The sequence below is a fragment of the Kitasatospora sp. NPDC057542 genome (assembly GCF_042801945.1).
In the GTDB taxonomy this organism is placed as follows: Bacteria; Actinomycetota; Actinomycetes; order Streptomycetales; family Streptomycetaceae; genus Kitasatospora.
Map to the genome: position 1 here is coordinate 1 of NZ_JBHVFE010000192.1, position 15,382 is coordinate 15,382.

14 protein-coding genes are annotated in these 15,382 nt (G+C 73.7%); 6 read left to right on the top strand and 8 right to left on the bottom strand.

Annotated features, from left to right (window positions below; translation table 11 throughout):
- Window positions 1–346: 346 nt before the first annotated feature.
- Complete coding sequence (locus tag ACFU7Y_RS23350; RefSeq protein WP_224283580.1) at window positions 347–1,240, bottom strand: trypsin-like serine protease; 894 nt, start codon at window positions 1,238–1,240, stop codon at window positions 347–349.
- A gap of 141 nt (window positions 1,241–1,381) precedes the next feature.
- Window positions 1,382–1,885, bottom strand: a complete 504-nt coding sequence (locus ACFU7Y_RS23355; protein WP_224283579.1) for a hypothetical protein — start codon at window positions 1,883–1,885, stop codon at window positions 1,382–1,384.
- Window positions 1,886–1,973: 88 nt separating this feature from the next.
- On the opposite strand from ACFU7Y_RS23355, the gene ACFU7Y_RS23360 reads away from it, so the two are divergent.
- Entirely contained in the window at window positions 1,974–2,663 is a 690-nt protein-coding gene (locus ACFU7Y_RS23360) for a response regulator transcription factor (RefSeq protein ID WP_224283578.1), read from the top strand.
- 309 nt (window positions 2,664–2,972) lie between these two features.
- Here the strand turns inward: ACFU7Y_RS23360 and ACFU7Y_RS23365 are convergent, their stop codons facing one another.
- The 3 genes from ACFU7Y_RS23365 to ACFU7Y_RS23375 form a co-directional block, all read right to left on the bottom strand.
- Window positions 2,973–4,637, bottom strand: coding sequence for a peptide-N4-asparagine amidase (locus ACFU7Y_RS23365; RefSeq protein WP_224283577.1), 1,665 nt, complete (start codon window positions 4,635–4,637; stop codon window positions 2,973–2,975).
- A 239-nt stretch (window positions 4,638–4,876) separates the two neighbouring features.
- Complete coding sequence (gene polX / locus ACFU7Y_RS23370; protein WP_224283576.1) at window positions 4,877–6,607, bottom strand: DNA polymerase/3'-5' exonuclease PolX; 1,731 nt, start codon at window positions 6,605–6,607, stop codon at window positions 4,877–4,879.
- A 122-nt stretch (window positions 6,608–6,729) separates the two neighbouring features.
- Entirely contained in the window at window positions 6,730–7,452 is a 723-nt protein-coding gene (locus ACFU7Y_RS23375) for a hypothetical protein (RefSeq protein ID WP_380769552.1), read from the bottom strand.
- Between the two features lie 292 nt (window positions 7,453–7,744).
- Between ACFU7Y_RS23375 and ACFU7Y_RS23380 the strand changes: the two genes are divergently transcribed.
- Both ACFU7Y_RS23380 and ACFU7Y_RS23385 read left to right on the top strand, forming a co-directional pair.
- The gene (locus ACFU7Y_RS23380) at window positions 7,745–8,359 is read left to right on the top strand and encodes a transcriptional regulator (protein WP_224282697.1); all 615 of its coding nucleotides are present in this window, start codon (window positions 7,745–7,747) and stop codon (window positions 8,357–8,359) included.
- Entirely contained in the window at window positions 8,356–9,681 is a 1,326-nt protein-coding gene (locus tag ACFU7Y_RS23385; protein ID WP_380769553.1) for an MFS transporter, read from the top strand. Before ACFU7Y_RS23380 ends, ACFU7Y_RS23385 begins: the two co-directional genes overlap by 4 nt.
- A gap of 267 nt (window positions 9,682–9,948) precedes the next feature.
- On the opposite strand, the gene ACFU7Y_RS23390 is transcribed toward ACFU7Y_RS23385, so the two are convergent.
- A complete protein-coding gene (locus ACFU7Y_RS23390; protein ID WP_224282699.1) occupies window positions 9,949–10,923 on the bottom strand; it encodes a DMT family transporter in 975 nt (324 codons plus the stop codon).
- A 268-nt stretch (window positions 10,924–11,191) separates the two neighbouring features.
- On the opposite strand from ACFU7Y_RS23390, the gene ACFU7Y_RS23395 reads away from it, so the two are divergent.
- A complete protein-coding gene (locus ACFU7Y_RS23395) occupies window positions 11,192–11,455 on the top strand; it encodes a dsRBD fold-containing protein (RefSeq protein WP_224282700.1) in 264 nt (87 codons plus the stop codon).
- A gap of 718 nt (window positions 11,456–12,173) precedes the next feature.
- On the opposite strand, the gene ACFU7Y_RS23400 is transcribed toward ACFU7Y_RS23395, so the two are convergent.
- Window positions 12,174–13,043, bottom strand: coding sequence for an alpha/beta fold hydrolase (locus tag ACFU7Y_RS23400; RefSeq protein ID WP_224282701.1), 870 nt, complete (start codon window positions 13,041–13,043; stop codon window positions 12,174–12,176).
- Between the two features lie 153 nt (window positions 13,044–13,196).
- On the opposite strand from ACFU7Y_RS23400, the gene ACFU7Y_RS23405 reads away from it, so the two are divergent.
- On the top strand, window positions 13,197–13,631 hold the full coding sequence (locus tag ACFU7Y_RS23405) for a MarR family winged helix-turn-helix transcriptional regulator (RefSeq protein WP_380769554.1): 435 nt from the start codon (window positions 13,197–13,199) through the stop codon (window positions 13,629–13,631).
- Window positions 13,632–13,669: 38 nt separating this feature from the next.
- Here the strand turns inward: ACFU7Y_RS23405 and ACFU7Y_RS23410 are convergent, their stop codons facing one another.
- Entirely contained in the window at window positions 13,670–14,596 is a 927-nt protein-coding gene (locus ACFU7Y_RS23410) for an AEC family transporter (protein ID WP_224282702.1), read from the bottom strand.
- Between the two features lie 212 nt (window positions 14,597–14,808).
- Here ACFU7Y_RS23410 and ACFU7Y_RS23415 point away from each other — a divergent pair, with 212 nt between their 5' ends.
- Window positions 14,809–15,267: an HD domain-containing protein gene (locus ACFU7Y_RS23415; protein ID WP_224282703.1), complete on the top strand. Its 459-nt coding sequence runs from the start codon at window positions 14,809–14,811 to the stop codon at window positions 15,265–15,267.
- Window positions 15,268–15,382: the final 115 nt, after the last annotated feature.

The following is a 15,382-nucleotide window of genomic DNA, read 5'->3' on the forward strand; positions in this document are numbered from 1 at the left end:
GAGCGGGTCGACGCCGCTTCCGTGGACGGCGGAGGGGCACGGCGGAGGGGTGACGCGTTGCGGGCGGTCTCCGCCGGCCCGACGGGTGCCGTCAGGTACACCCTGCGGCTGTCGGCCAGGGGCCCGGCCGGCAACTGATCACCTGGCCGGTTCTCGGATCCGGAGGATCAGAGTGGCCAGGACGACTCCGGCTCGGCTGCGCGTGCTCGGCTGATCCGGCAGGGTGTGTCGGGTCTCCGAGCTACGGTGCGCGGCGAGGAGTCGGCCCGTACGAGGGCGGGGCCGGGTGCGAACAGCGACGGGGTCGGCCGGCCGAGTGCCGTGACGGTGTCAGCGGCCGGGCGTGTTACGGGAGTTCGGCCGACGTGGCGCCGGTGTCCGCCATCCGGTCGGCGAGCACGGTGTCGGCTTCGTTGAGTGAGTGGCTGCTGTTGGCCTTCATGGTCTGCTCGATCCAGTTCGCGTAGGCGGGCGCGCTGGTGTAGAGCCCGGGGCCGGCCGAGCACGGTACGCCGGGGACGCCGGGGCCCGAGGTGACGCCGACGAGTTCCCACCGTCCGTTGCGGGCCTTCTGGAGCTGCGGGCCGCCGGAGTCGCCGTGGCACGCCATGGCTTCGGGCTTGGGGCTGACCGTGCACAGCCTGGTCGGGCCGGCGTAGCCGGGTGCGCATTCGGACTCGGCGCCCAGGCGGGTGTCCAGCTCCTGCAGGTGGTCGGGGAAGTCGAACCGGCCGTCGACGGTGGTGCCGAAGCCGAGGAGCCGGGTCGGGGTACCCGGGCGGCCCGCCTCCTTCGTGATCTTGATGGGTTGCTGGGCGACGGGCCGGTCGAGGCGGACCAAGGCGAGGTCGTCCTTGTTGGGGCCCCGCCCGTCGCCGTTCACGTAGCCGGGATGGACGAAGGCCCGGTCGATCTTCCGGACGGTTCCGCCGGTCTTGCGCCGGTCGCTGCCGATGCGGACGGTGCCGTCGAGTTCGATGCCCTCCCCGGTCACGCAGTGCGCCGCCGTCAGCACCCACTGGCGGTCGATCAGCGACCCCCCGCAGTTGCCGTCGAGCAGGCCGGCTTCCGGGGCGGACATCGGGATCACCGCCATGAAGGGGTAGCGCTCGGTGGAGTCACCGCCGTTGACGATCGCCCCGGCACTGCCCACCATGAGGGTGGTGCAGGCGACGGCGGCGAGAGTCCCGACGGTTGCGGCGCGGACGGCACGGCGACGGGACGGCTTGGGACTGAACACGGACAGTTCCTTCCATTCGGGAATTCGGATGTGCTCAGCCTGGGCGTTCAAGATCGGCTGGACCATGGTGCCGGCAGGTGGATGCCGCGTCGGGGCAGCAGGCCGGCGAACGGGGGGTAATCCCCCCTCTTCAGGCAGGCCTCAGTGGCCCCGGCCGCCGCCGCGGGTGCCGCGCGGACGGGTCGGGGTGAAGCGGTCGACCGGGACGAGGTCCCCGTACGGGCCGGTGACGGAGTAGTAGGTGACGCCGATGGTGGTCTGCCCGTTGCGACCGCCCGGGTCGACGTCGAAGGTCGCGAAGCCGTACGGGTTGTCGGCGTCCCGGAGGAAGGCGGACCAGGGGGCGTCCTCGATCACGTACACCGGCGGGCGCTTGCCGGTGGCCGGGTCGGCGGCGCCGACGCCGGTGATCACCCGGGCCTTGGCGGGGCTGAAGAAGAGCTGGTTGGACGGGGCCGGGGTGCCGCCACCGCCGACGACCATGTGGACGGCGCCCTTGGTGGTGTCGATCGTCTCGGTGTCGGTGGAGACCGGGACCGGCGTGCGGGTGTCGGTCGGCTGCCGGCCGCGGATCGGGCGCGAGCGCTCGTAGTGGTGCTCGTGGCCGCAGACCACCAGGTCCACGCGGTACTTGTCGAACAGCATGGCGGCCGGCCCACCGGACGGAGGTGAACCGGGCCGGGTCCGCCGCGTGAACTTTCCCGTCCGGCGGCAGTGCGCCACACTGCTGGGCGTGACGAGTACGAACGGCGCGGGCCCGCGGGTGATCCGCACCCTGATCGCGGACGACCAGGAGGCCGTCCGGCGCAGCGTGCGGCGGATCCTGACGGCCCAGCCGGACATCGAGGTGGTGGGCGAGGCGGCGGACGGGCTCGCCGCGCTGGAACTGGCGGCCGAACTGCGGCCGGACGTCGCGCTGGTGGACATCCGGATGCCGCGGATGGACGGACTGGAGCTGACCCGGCGGCTGGCCGGGTCGGGGGTGGCGGAGCCGGTGCGGGTGGTGGTGCTGACCACCTTCGACCTGGACGAGTACGTGTACCCGGCGCTGCAGCACGGGGCGTCCGGCTTCCTGCTGAAGCGTTCCGGCCCGTCCCTGCTGGCGGAGGCGGTACGGGCGGCGGCGGACGGGGAGAGCCTGATCAGCCCGTCGGTCACGGTCCGGCTGCTGCGGCACGTGACGGCGCCGCGCCGACCGGAGCGCCGCCGGCCGGGGCTCGTGGTGCCGCTGACCGAGCGGGAGGTGGAGATCGCCGGGCACGTCGCGGCGGGCCTCACCAACGCGGACATCGCCGCGGAGCTGTTCATCTCGCCGGGGACGGTGAAGACCCACGTCGCCAGCATCCAGCGCAAGCTCGGGGTGGCGAACCGGGTCGGGATCGCGGTGCACGCCTGGGAGATGGGCTGGGCGGGCGGGCGGTAGCCGAGGGGCGTACGGACGGGGGCGCGTCCACGGGGCCGAGGGGATGCTCCGTGGACGCGCTGAACCTACGAGGTTGGGGTGGCCTCCGGACTTGACGTCCTCCGGCCGGTAGTTCGATCGTCGACCGAGGTAGTAATTCAGCGGCAGACCCTGATCCGTCTCGATCCGTCGCCACTGCCTCCTGCGGTCGAACTTCCTTCAGCTACCTCGCAGGTCCATTTCCCATCATGCGCCTCCTACGCGCCGTGCACCAGAGGTGAGCGGCATGAATCCGACCAATTTTCGCAATACGGGCAGCGGGGATCGCCCTCAGGGGCGCGGCCAGCCGTCCACGAAGCTCAGCGTCCGCTGGTACGGCCCCTCGGGCCCGGTGCTGCGGTACTCCTCGGTGCTGCTGCCGGTCCGGACGGTGCGGTCCCCGTCGTGCCGCCGGGCGGTGGGGCGCAGGGTGTGGTCGACGGTGGAGCGTTCGGTGATGTGGCCGCCGGTGGCCGTGGTGGCCTCACGGTGGTAGCCGAGGTCCATGGTGGTGGACTGGTCGGTGTTGCCGGCCGCGTCGCGGCTCACCTTGTAGCCGACGTCCAGCGGTTCGCCCTCGTGCACGGTGGTGGTGCGGTGCGGTCCGCCGCCCCAGGTGGCGGTGGTGCGGGTGAGGTCGGTGCCGTTGTGCAGCGTCACGTCGTTGCCGCCGTCGCGCAGTCGCTGGGCGGAGCGGAAGGCGAGTTCGTCGCGGACCTCGGTGGTGATCCGGCCGTGCGAGGTCTGCACCCAGCCCCGGGCGAGGTCGTTGCGGGCGGCGGTGACCGTCCAGTCGCCGCTGCCGCCGCCGTGGTCGGCGAGGTCGGTGGCGACGGTGGCCTCCGGAGCGACCCGGTAGTCGGTGAGCTGCCCGGTGGTGCGGGCGGCGCCGTGGTCCGTCTCGGCGAAGAGGTTGACCTGGCCGGTCCAGACGTCGTTGCTCTGAGCCTCGGCGGCGTTCACGGTGACGCCCACGGCGTGCGGCCGGCCGTCCAGCAGCAGCCCGACGTACGGGGTGAGGTCGAGCCGGTAGGCGGGCAGGTCGAACGCGAAGACGCCGGGCACGGGCCGCCAGAGCAGCGGGTCCCAGCCGCCGGTGTAGATCACCGGGTACGGCCAGACCGCGCCGGCCACCCGGCCGTCCACGGTGAGCCGCAGCTCGCGGAACGGGCCCTTGCCGCAGATGCCGGTGCCCGGGTTGGCGGCGGCGAAGGCGTCCGGTGCGGAGGCGTACGCGAACTCCTCGCAGGCGCCGCCGCCCCGGGCGTAGACCTCGGCGGTGAGGCGTTCGAGGTTCTGCGGGAAGGTGAGGTCGCGCCCGGCGGCGGGGGCGGCCTGGGTGAGCCCGAACGGCCCGGTGGTGAGCACCCGGTCGGCGGAGCGGGCGGCCGGCCGGCGGTCGTCCGCGGTGTAGAAGGTCAGGCTCGCGCTGATCGTGAAGACGCCGGTGTAGGTGGAGTCGGTGACGTTGGCGAGGTCGAAGGAGAACTCCTGCGGGCCGCTCGCGAACAGCGGGGCGTAGCGGGTGACGTCGTGCTCGACGCTCCACGCGATGCCGTCCTTGGACGGCTCCGGGGTGGAGGAGAGCAGCACCTGGACGCCGCCGACGCGGACGCTGAAGATCCGGTCGAACTGCCGTCCGGCGACCTGCCCGTGGAGGTCCAGGACCACCGCCGACCAGGGGCCGGCGCAGTCGGCGGGCGGGGCGAGGGTCGTGTCGTACGGGGTGTCCGGCGGGTTGCCGTACCCGTTGCGGAACTCGCGCTCGTGCATCACCTCGACGGTGCAGGAGCGGGTGTCGGGGCGGGTGAGCGGCTTGGTGGCGGTGACCGGGTCGTGGTAGTCGGTGCCGAAGTCGGCGTGGGCCGGGCCGGCGGCGGTGAGGGTGCCGGCCAGGGTGAGGACGGCGGCGCCGACCAGACCGGCGGCGCGGCGGAGCAACGGGCGCAGGGTCAAGGCGGGTTCCCGGGGTCGGGCGGCCCGCGGGTGGGTGCCGCGGGCCGGTCGGATGATCCGGGAATCCTTCCGGTGGTGGCATGCCAGCGTCAATCATGGGCGCCTTCCCGGACGCCGGAGACCTCGGGCGCGCGGCCGGGCTCGGGCACCGCAGCCCGGGTGCCGGCCTCGCCCGGGGCCTCCTGCGGCGGGGAATGGCGTTTCCGCGGGCGCCCCTCGATGCCGGGGCCGCCCCGCGGCTACCTGGGCACCGCGTCCTTGCGGAGGAAGTGCTTCAGCTTCTGCCAGGTCCAGGTGTTGATCACGTCCCCGGCGGTGAGCCAGCCGCGCTGCGCCGTGCCGATGCCGTAACGCGGGTAGGCGAGATGGCCGGCGGCGTGCGCGTCGCTGTCGATCGCGAAGCGCACGCCGTGCCGCCGGGCCCGCAGGACGTCCTCGTCGCGCAGGTCGAGCCGCTGCGGGGAGCTGTTGATCTCGATCGCGGTGCCGGTGCGCGCGGCGGCCTCGAACACCGCGTCCAGGTCGAGGTCGATCGGCCCGCGCCGGCCGATCCGGCGGGTGGTGAGGTGCCCGATGACGTGCACGTACGGGTTCTCGCAGGCGCGGACCAGCCGGCGGGTCTGGGCGGCCCGGTTCAGGGCGAAGTGCGAGTGCACGGAGGCCACGCAGACGTCGAAGCCGGCCAGGAACCCGGGTGGCCAGTCCACCCCGCCGTCCGGGCCGATGTTCAGCTCGGTGCCGTGCAGCAGGCGCAACTTCTTGTGCCGGCCCGCGAGTTGCCTCAGCTGCTCGCGCTGGGCGAGCATCTTCTCGTCCGTCATCCGCTGCATCACCAGGTCCGGGGCATGGTCGGTGACGGCGAAGTAGGAGTAACCGCGGGCTGCGGCGGTGTCGATCATCTCCTCCAGGGTGGCCAGCCCGTCGGTCAGGTCGGTGTGGGTGTGCAGGTCGCCGCGCAGGTCGGACTCCTGGACCAGCTCCGGGAGCCCGCCGTTCAGTGCGGCCTCGATCTCGCCCCGGTCCTCGCGCAGCGGCGGAGGGATCCACGGCAGGCCGAGCGCCGCGTACACCTCGTCCTCGGTCTCCGAGACCACCTTGGCGCCGCCGTCCACCTCGAACAGTCCGTACTCGGAGAGCTTCAGCCCGGCCCGGACGGCCATCGTGCGGAGCTTGATGTTGTGCGCCTTCGAGCCGGTGAAGTAGACCAGCGCCGCTCCCCAGTCCTCCTCCGGCAGGACCCGCAGGTCCACCTGTACGCCCTGGGTGGTGCGGACCGAGGTCTTGGTGCTCCCGCTGCCGATCACCTCGGCGACGTAGGGGAGTTCGGTGAGCGCGGCCATCAGCGGGGCGGAGTCCTCGGCGGTCGCGAGGATGTCGATGTCGCCCACCGTCTCGCGCATCCGGCGCAGCGAGCCCGCGAACGTGCAGCGGGTGCAGCCGGGGACGGCGGAGAGCGCGGCGACCAGCTGCTCGGCCAGCTCGGTGGCGGTGTCCAGCAGGGTGCGGCCGCCGGACTGCCGCATCAGCTCTATGCCGTGCAGGATCTTCTCGCCGCTGCGCTCGCCGAATCCGGGCAGGTCGGCGAGCTTCTCGGCGCGGGCGGCCGCGCCGAGTTCGTCCACCGAGGCGATCCCGAGATCGCGGTAGAGGGCGAGGGCTCGCTTGGGCCCGACACTGGGGACGACCATCATCTCCCGTACGCCGGACGGGATTTCGGCGCGCAGCGCCTCCAGGGCGGGGAAGGTTCCGGTGGCGAGGAACTCGGCGATCTTCTCGGCGGTGGACTTGCCGACGCCGGGGATCTCCTGCAGGCCCCTGACGTCCAAGCCGGCCACGTCCTCGGGGTGGCCGCCGACCGCACGGGCGGCCTTCTCGTAGGCGCGGGCCCGGAAGGCGTCCCCGCCGGTGATGTTGATCAGATCGGCGTACTCCTGGAGCAGTTCCCTGACCTGGTCGTTGAGCCGGGGCATGGGGCAAGTCTAGGGCGCCGCCGTCGAACTCGCGTCGTTCGCCCGGCAGGCGCAGGTTCGACGACAGTGTCCCGGTTCGGCGGGGTGGGCCCGCCGGTGGAGGCGGTCGGCGGGTGCTCCCGTCACTCCCGCGCGACGGTCAGCAGCAGGACCACGGTCAGTCCGCCGCCGGGGGTGGTCTCCACCGTGAGCCCGCCGCCCGCGGCCAGCACCAGGCTGTGCAGGGCGGGCCCCGCCGGGCCGTCCGCCCGCGCGCCCGTGATCAGCCACTCGCGCGCCTCGGGTATCTCGTGGGCGCCCCGGTCGGAGATCCGGATCTCCACCCGGCCGCGGGTCGCCGCCGCCCGGCGGGGGGCCCGCGGCGTGGGCGCGCCGCCCGCCACGTCGGCCCGCACCAGCACCCGACCGCCCAGCGGGCTGCGCCGGATGGCGTGGTCGACCAGTCCGGCGACGGCGGTCTCCAGCCGGCGGGCGTCCCCGGCCACCACCGGGAGCCCGGGCGCGACCCGGACCGTGACGGCCGCCGCCCGGCCGCCGCCGCGCACCACCCGGCGGAGCACGTCGGCCACCTGGACGTGCCGGGCCATCGGCTCGCAGCCGGCCTGCCGGCCGGTCCACCGCAGCCGCTCCAGCTCCGTGCGGGTGAGCGGCCTGGGTGCGGCCATCGCGCCCGGCGAGAACGGGCCGACTCCCTCCTCGGCCTCGGCGGTCACCAGTGCGCCCGGGCGTCCGGACCCGCCCCGGCGGCCGGGGCCGCCCGTGCTGCTCGCGCCGACGGTGCCGCCGAACGCGCCGAGCGCCCGGGCCCCCGACGCGACGTAGCCCCAGAGCCTCCCGCGTGCCATCGACCTGCCCCTCGTGCTCCCCGGCGGCCGTCATCGAATCCGCAGCCGAACGGGGTGGGCCGCCTTCCGGGCCCTTCCTGCCAGCCTGCGCCTCGGCCGCCCGGGTGACAATCCCGCTCCGGGTCGCGGTCCGTTCCGGGAGCCCCGCCGAGCGGCCGGTCGGACACCCGCCGACCGGCGGGGCCGGGAGCGGCGGGCTCCACCATGGCGGGCTCCTCCATGACGAGCAACCCCAAAGAGTTCTTCGCAAAAACCCTTTGCAAAGAACTCTTTGGGGTTCTAGTCTCCTGCCATGACCGAAGAACGCGGCTGGAAGCACAGCGACGACCCGCACATCGCCATCACCGCCAAGAACATGAGGGCGATGGCGCACCCCGTTCGCATGCAGTTGGTCGGACTGCTGCGCAAGCACGGCCCGTCCACGGCGACGAGGCTCGCCGCGCAGCTGGGGCTGAACTCCGGAGCCACCAGCTACCACCTGCGCCAGCTCGCCGCCGCGGGCTTCGTCGAGGAGGACGAGGAACGCGGCAACGCCCGTGAGCGGTGGTGGCGTTCGGCCCACCGGATGACCGTCTGGACGGGGGACGACATGGCGGACGAGGAGCCCGAGACGGCCGCCGGGTTCCTGCGGTCCGTCCTGGCCGCGCACACCCTGGTGGCCCAGCGCACGCTGGACGCCTTCGAGACCATGCCGCGCGACTGGCGCCGGGTGACGGACCTCAGCGACCAGGGACTGCAGCTCACGCCCGCCGAGGCCGAGCAGCTGACCGGCGAGCTGTTCGAGGTGATCCGGCGCTACCGGCGGATCGACCACGGCGGGCCCGCCCCGGAGGGCACCGAGCAGGTCTCCGTCGTCGTCCACGTCCTGCCGGACGCGACCACCACGAGCGAGGGGGAAACCGCATGACCACCACCGTCGTCGCCCCGTCCGGGTGCAGCCTCCGGCCGCTGGCCGGGGTACTGACCGCCACGGCCGTCTCCCTGACCGGCACGCGCGTCTCGGCCATCGCCCTGCCCTGGTTCGTCCTGGCCACCACCGGCAGTGCCACCATGACGGGCCTGGTCGCGTTCGCCGAGATGGCGCCGTACGTGGCGGTCAAGGCGCTGACCGGGCCGTTAGTGGACCGGCTCGGGCCGCGCGTGGTGTCCTGGACGACGGACGCGGTCAGCGCCGTCGCGGCCGGGCTGGTCCCGCTGCTGCACGCGCAGGGGCTGCTCCCGTTCTGGGTGCTGCTGGTGATGGTCGCGGTGATCGGGGCGATGCGCGGCCCGGGGGACTTGGCCAAGTCCGTCATGGTCCCGGAGGCCGCCGACCGCGCCCAGGTGCCGATGGAACGCGCCACCGGGCTGTCGGGCGTCACCGAGCGGTTGGCCTCCACCGTCGGCCCGGCGGTCGGCGGCGGGCTGGTCGCCCTGATCGGCCCGCTGGCCGGCCTGGCGATCAACGCGGGCACCTTCGCGCTCGGGTCGCTGATCATCGCGATCGCGCTCCCGCGCGGCATGGGGCGCTCGGCCGTGCCCGCCGCGGCCACCGATCCGTCCGAGCAGGAGCCGCCCGCGGGCTACTGGCGGATGTTCCGTGAGGGCTTCACCTTCCTGCGATCGGAGCCGCTGCTGCTCACCGTGATCGTGATGATCGGCATCACCAACCTGATCGACGCCGGGTTCGTCACCGTTCTCGTCCCGGTCTGGGCACGGGAGTCCGGCAACGGACCGGCCGCCATCGGCCTGCTCGCCGCCGTCATGGGTGCCACCGCGGTCGTCGGCAGCCTGATCGCGGCGGCCGTCGCCTCCCGGCTGCCCCGCCGGACGGTCTTCTTCACCGGCTTCCTGCTGTGCGGCGCGCCCCGCTTCCTGGTGCTCGCCCTCGGCGCGCCGATGTGGCTGGTGCTCACGGTCGTCGCGATCAGCGGCTTCGGCTCCGGCTTCCTCAACCCGATCATCGGAGCGGTGCTCTTCGAGCGGGTGCCCCGCCACCTGCTGGGCCGTGTCCACGCCCTCGGCGACTCCCTGGCCTGGGCCGGCATCCCGCTCGGCGGGCTGGTCGCCGGCGCCGCGGTCGCCCTGGTCGGACTGATACCCAGCCTGATCGTGGGCGGAGTCCTGTACTTCGCGACCACGACCCTGGCCGGGCTGCGCCCCGAGTGGCGCGAGATGGACCGTCGCCGGGGGAGCGAGACCCGAGCGGACAGCACGGCCGTCGAACCGGAACCGGCGCACAGCGCGTAAGCCGCTCCTCGGGGCCGACCAACAGGTCTGACGGGCGGCCGGGGCAGGCCCGCCCGCCGGCCCGTCGCCCGACCAGTTGGGCAGCAGCAGGCCGGTCAGGGCGGCGAGGGCGCACCCAGGTGGAGACGAAGGCGAGGTGCCAGAGCAGGGCGCAGATGACGGCGCCCGCGCCGGTGAGGGGACCGAGACGGCGGAGCATGCCACCCCGCCGACCGCGACCAGCCCACCGGCCACGGCACCCGGCTGTGCGCTCCGGCACATCGGGGCCTAACCGGTGCTCCCGGGGCGGCCGTTCTCCTCGGACCCGCCGGTCGGCCTGTCCCCCGGCACGTCCTCGGACTTCTTCCCCGGTTCGTCCTCCGGCAACGCCCCGATGCTCTCCAGGGTGTCGCGCACGGTCCCGGGCATCGCCGGGTGGCGGCCGATCACGATCACTCCGATCACGATCGCCAGCAGCCCGGCCGCCTGCCAGGCCAGCGCCCCCGGGGTCACCCGCAGTCGGTCGCCGAGGAAGCCCACCGCGCAGGCGATCCCGGCCACCGGCTGGGCGGCGGTCAGCGCCGGCAGGGACATCCGCAGCGGCGCGGCCTCGAAGGCGCTCTGCACCAGCAGCAGCCCGACCACGCCCGCCACCACCACCGCGTACGGCTGCCAGCTGCGCAGCACCGCCGTCAGGCCGTCGTGGTCGAGGCGCAGGGTGGTGGTCCGGGTCAGCGCGTCCTGGAGGCCGTAGAGCAGTCCGGCGGCGAGCGCCAGCAGGGTTGCCTCCTCGAACAGCGGCAGCCGCCGGGCCAGCGAGACCAGCAGCAGGACCAGCCCGACCACGGTGCCGACCACCAGCCAGTGCCGCAGCTCCCCGGCGGGTGGCCCGCCGCCGGTCGGCTGTCCGGCCACGATGAAGGCCGTCACCCCGAGGGCCAGCAGCAGCACCCCGGCCCAGCCGGAGCGGCCCAGCGTCTGACGGGTCAGCACCCGGGCCAGCGCCATGGCGAAGATCAGATTGGTGGCCAGCAGCGGCTCGACCAGCGACACCTCGCCCTGGTTGAGCGCGAGCGCCGAGAGGATCAGCCCGCTGACCATGAACCCGGTGCCGAGAAGCCACTGCGGCATCCGCATCAGGTCCAGCAGCAGCCGCCAGCGCAGCAGATCGGAACGCGGGGCTTGCTGCGCCGCGTGCTGCTGGAGGACGAAGCCGAGCCCCAGACAGCAGGCCGCACTGAGAGCGAGGAGGAAGACCGCCACGGAGGGACCACCAGATTGTCGCTGCCCGTGCCGCGCCGACGGGTCCGAGAGGTGGGTCGGCCGTCGCGGGCGCTCCCGTCAGCGTACCGCCGGGCCGGTACCCGAGCCGATCGCACGACACGCGCGCGGCGTGGCGGGCACCGGGGCCTTCCGACAGCGCTTGCCGCCATCGGCGGGGCAGGCGCACGCTGGTGTGAGCGGCCGCCACGGGTCACCGTCCGTGCCGGTCCGGACAGGCGCGACGGGGGCCGCTGCCAGGAGGTGTGGCATGCACAACCAATGGGACGTGGAACTGAGCTTCGAGGAAGACGGCGTGCACACGGCGTGTGAGGCCAGGCTGACCGGCGCGAGGGCGCCCGGCCTGAGCGCGCACGGTGAGTCCGTGAAGAGCGCGGACGACCGTCCGCTCGCCAGGATCGGCGAGGAGGTCGCGGCCTCCCGGGCCCTGGAGGAACTGTCCCGCAAACTGCGGACCCAGGCCACCGGGGAGATCGACGACGAAGGGCACCGCCCCGGCTACCTGATCTACTGAGTCCACCGGTGACGCCGTCGGCCCCGGTGGCCGCGCACGGCTACCGGGCGGGGAACCTCGTGCGGGAGGGTTGTCGCGATAGGGCCGCTGCGCCGCCGAGCGGAGCCGCTCCTCCCAGGCAGCGAAAGGGTTCGGGCAGGCGGGCGGCCCCTCGCTCGACGTGGCACTGATGGGCGGCGGCGTTCACGGTGGTGCGTTCCTCCTCGGTCCAGCCCGAGAGGAGGCGCTGCGCGAAGACCGTCCGTGAGGTCGACCCGAACCGGACCTTCGCTCCGCCTCCACTCCGGGTCTGCTCCAGAAGCCCTGGCTCCTGAGCAGTGGCCCCGAGGGGGCCGGGTAGCTGTGGTCGGTCCATGGCGTGGCCGTACGCCCCTGTCGGTTTCGAGGAACTGCCCGTTCCCTCCGGAACAGCGCCCCGCATCCTGCCACCCGGTCGGCTCTTGCCCGCAGGAAGTCGGTCTCGCCGATGTGTCGTCAAATCCTGTCGGGTGATGAGTCGGATCGGGCTGACTTCTCGTGCGCAGTGCGGTGCTGGTTGCTGCGCATGTGGCGGCGCGGGCCTGTCGCTGGTGCGGCAGGTCCGGCTGATTGCAGGAGCCGACGGCGTGGGCGTCCCGGGTGGGGATGTACGGCGTGTCCTCTCCCTGTGGGGCCGGTGGGGTGGGACGTGGAAGTCGGGCGGGCTGACTTCTCGTGCTGGCGGGTGGGGGAGGCGTGGTCAGGGGTGGCGGGTGAGGGCGAGGAAGGCGGTGAGGCGGGGGTTGAGTTCCCGGGCGGCGGCCATGGGGAGGTTGTGGTGGGAGGCGCCCGGGAGGACGGCGACTTCTGCTGCGGGGAGGGTGTGGCGGGCGACTCGGGCGATGTGGAGGGGGTCGTGGGTGCGGCTGTGGGCTGCGAGGAGGGTGAGGACGGGGGTGGTGAGGGTGCGGAGGCGCTCGGGAGAGGGACGGGGGCCGGTGACGACGCGGGAGGCGGGGAAGTCGGTGTAGCCGAGGGCGTACAGCTCGCGCCAGGCGGGGTCGAGTCGGGGGGTGCTGCCGGTTTCCCAGTCGAGGTAGGAGCGGGCGCGGGCCGGGGTGCGGTGGGGGAGGAAGAGGGGGAGGGCGCGCAGCAGGTAGCCGGGGCGGAAACCGGCGAAGCACTGGGTGGGGTCGAGCAGGGCGAGCCGGCCGACCCGGGCGGGGGCGTGCAGGGCGTACTCCAGGGCGATCCAGCCGCCGTACGAGTGGCCGCAGAAGTCGGCCTGCGCGACGCCGAGCCCGTCGAGGACGGCGTCCAGCCAGTCGAGCAGGCCGGGGACGCCGTCGAGGGCGGCACCGTCGTGGACGCTGCGGCCGGGGTCGCCGATGAGGTCGACGGCGAGGACGCGGTGTCCGGCCTCGGCCCAGGCGCCGGCGTTGGCGAACCACATGGTGGAGGTGGCGCCGCCGCCGTGGAGCAGGACGAGCGGGCGGCCGTCGGCGGGGCCGCAGGCGTTGATGCGGGTGGTGCCGTGGACGGTGCGGACGGTGAGCGCCTCGACCGGGACGGGCCAGCGGGCGAGCAGGGCGTCGTAGGCGGCGAGGAAGGGGGTGGTGCGGGCGGACATGAGAACCTCCGCGGGTGTGGTGTGATGGCGGCCGAGTCGGCTGAACCACTCGATGAACGCGTATGACGTTGAACAAGTATCTCGCTGAGCGAGAGAATAGGGCACATGCCCTATCCGAGGAAGGACGACAGGGTGTCCGAGGTTGTCGAGCCGATGCGGCTGATCCATCTGCTGCGTGGTCTGACGGTCGAACTCGACCTGTTCGGCGCCGAGTTCGCAGCCCGCAGCGGCCTGCACCCGACCGATCTGCGGGCGCTGATCCACCTGCTGGACGCGGCCAGGGGCGGGGAGGTGGTCACCCCGGGCCGACTCGGCGAGGCGCTGGGGCTGAACTCGGCGGGCACCACCGGTCTGGTGGACCGGCTGGAGCGGCTCGGCCTGATCCGGCGCGAGCGGGACCCGCAGGACCGGCGCCGGGTGCGACTGCTGGTGGAGGAGCGGGCGATGGAGCTGGGGGAGGGCTTCTTCGGCGGGCTGATCGGCGACCTGGTCGCGGCCATGCGGCAGTTCGAGCCGGGCGAGCTGGAGACGGCCCGGCGTTTCCTGGCGGCCATGACCGGAGTGGTGGCGGGCGCCAGGAAGCAGTGACCACCGGGAAATGAAACGGGCTACGCGGGCTACGCGGGCTACGCGGGCCCGAGGGTCCAGCTGATCACCGACAGCGTGGCCATCGACACCAGCGTCGACCAGAGCACCGCGTCCCGGGCGAGGGCGGTGCCCTGCTGGTACTCGCGGGCGTAGGTGTACACGTTCTGGGCGGTGGGCAGCGCGGAGAACAGCACCACGGTGAGGAGTTGGTGCGCGGGCAGGTGGAGCAGCGGTCCGGCCACGGCGAGTGCGACCAGCGGTTGGACCAGGGTCTTGAGCGCGACGGTCAGCCCGACCTCGGTGCGGCGCGGACGGCCGTCCGCCGGCGGTCGGTTGTGCAGTGAGATGCCGAGGGCGATCAGCGCGGTCGGGACGCCGGCGCCGCCGAGCAGTTCGCAGGAACGATTCAGCTCGGCAGGCAGGTGCACACCGGTCGCCGAGGCGATGGCGCCCAGTGCGGTGGCCAGCAGGATCGGGTTGCGGACGGGCAGGGTGAGCAGCGCCCGGCGGCCGGCCGCGCCGCCGTCCAGGACGACCAGGACGGCGGGGGTGACCACCAGGATCTGGAACAGCACCACGGGTGCCACGAAGGAGGCGTCGCCCAGGACCTGCACGGTCACCGGGATGCCGAGGTTGGCCGAGTTGACGTAGCCGGAGGCCATCGCGCCGACGGCCAGTTCGCCGGGCTTGCGGTGGAACAACAACCGCCCGGCGAGCAGCCCGAGGCCGATCGCGACCACGGTGCCGGCCGTGAAGGCGAGCATCGAGGTGTTGGCGAAGCGGTCCAGCGGGGTGCGGGCGATCATCAGGAACAGCGCGGCGGGCATCGCCACGTGGAAGACGAACCGGTTGAGCACCGTCTCGGCCTGCGGCCCGAGCAGCCCGGTGCGGCCGACGACGTAGCCGGCGCCGGTGAGCGCCCAGATCGGCGCGAAGGCGGACAGCAGGGGGTGGAGGGCTGGCATGGTGCCTCGGATCGCTCGGACGGATCTGCCGGGTGCGACGGGGTCTCCCGTCGGGGGCGTCGACTCCCGAGCGCGTGACCCCCCGAAGCCCGTGAACCCCCGGGGCAGTAAACCAGGGGCCGACGGCGAGGCGATCAACGGGCCTGTCGCGGGCACGCCACCCGGACCGACCGCCCGGAGCGGGCCCGACCGCCCGGGCCTACGATGAGCCGATGGAGGACCAGTACCTGAGCCTGTCCGAGGTGGAGGCGATCGCGCGCCGGGCCCACCAGGGACAGGTGGACAAGAACGGCCACCCGTACGGCGAGCACATCGCGGCGGTTGCCCGGGGGACGGCGGCGCGCGGCGGCAGCGCGGCGCAGATCGCGGCGGGCTGGCTGCACGACACCGTCGAGGACGACCGGTTGAGCCGGGAGTGGCTGGCCGGGGCCGCGCTGCCGGAGGAGACCAAGGCGATCGTGGACGCGCTCACCCGGCGCCCGGACGAGCCGGTCGAGGAGTACACCGCGCGCATCCTGGCCACGCCGGGCGCGCTGCTGGTCAAGCGCGCGGACTTGGCGCACAACTCCGATCCGGCCCGCCTCGCCACGCTGGATCCGGCGACAGCCGAGCGGCTGGCCGCCAAGTACGCGCGGATGCGTGAGCTGCTCGGGCTCACCGGCGAGCCGTAGTCCACGAGCGGTGCCGGCCGGAGAACCACGAGCCGTGCCCGCCGGGAAGCCGCGAGCGGTGCCGGCCGGAGAACCACGGCAGGGCCCGGACCACGCGGGTCGCGCGGGTCCGGGC

Coding starts and splice junctions, on each gene's coding strand:
- ACFU7Y_RS23355 (WP_224283579.1), bottom strand. CDS start 1,885: ATGCTGTTCGACAAGTACCGCGTGGACCTGGTGGTCTGCGGCCACGAG.
- polX (WP_224283576.1), bottom strand. CDS start 6,607: ATGCCCCGGCTCAACGACCAGGTCAGGGAACTGCTCCAGGAGTACGCC.
- ACFU7Y_RS23375 (WP_380769552.1), bottom strand. CDS start 7,452: ATGGCACGCGGGAGGCTCTGGGGCTACGTCGCGTCGGGGGCCCGGGCG.
- ACFU7Y_RS23380 (WP_224282697.1), top strand. CDS start 7,745: ATGACCGAAGAACGCGGCTGGAAGCACAGCGACGACCCGCACATCGCC.
- ACFU7Y_RS23385 (WP_380769553.1), top strand. CDS start 8,356: ATGACCACCACCGTCGTCGCCCCGTCCGGGTGCAGCCTCCGGCCGCTG.
- ACFU7Y_RS23395 (WP_224282700.1), top strand. CDS start 11,192: ATGCACAACCAATGGGACGTGGAACTGAGCTTCGAGGAAGACGGCGTG.
- ACFU7Y_RS23400 (WP_224282701.1), bottom strand. CDS start 13,043: ATGTCCGCCCGCACCACCCCCTTCCTCGCCGCCTACGACGCCCTGCTC.
- ACFU7Y_RS23405 (WP_380769554.1), top strand. CDS start 13,197: ATGCGGCTGATCCATCTGCTGCGTGGTCTGACGGTCGAACTCGACCTG.
- ACFU7Y_RS23410 (WP_224282702.1), bottom strand. CDS start 14,596: ATGCCAGCCCTCCACCCCCTGCTGTCCGCCTTCGCGCCGATCTGGGCG.
- ACFU7Y_RS23415 (WP_224282703.1), top strand. CDS start 14,809: ATGGAGGACCAGTACCTGAGCCTGTCCGAGGTGGAGGCGATCGCGCGC.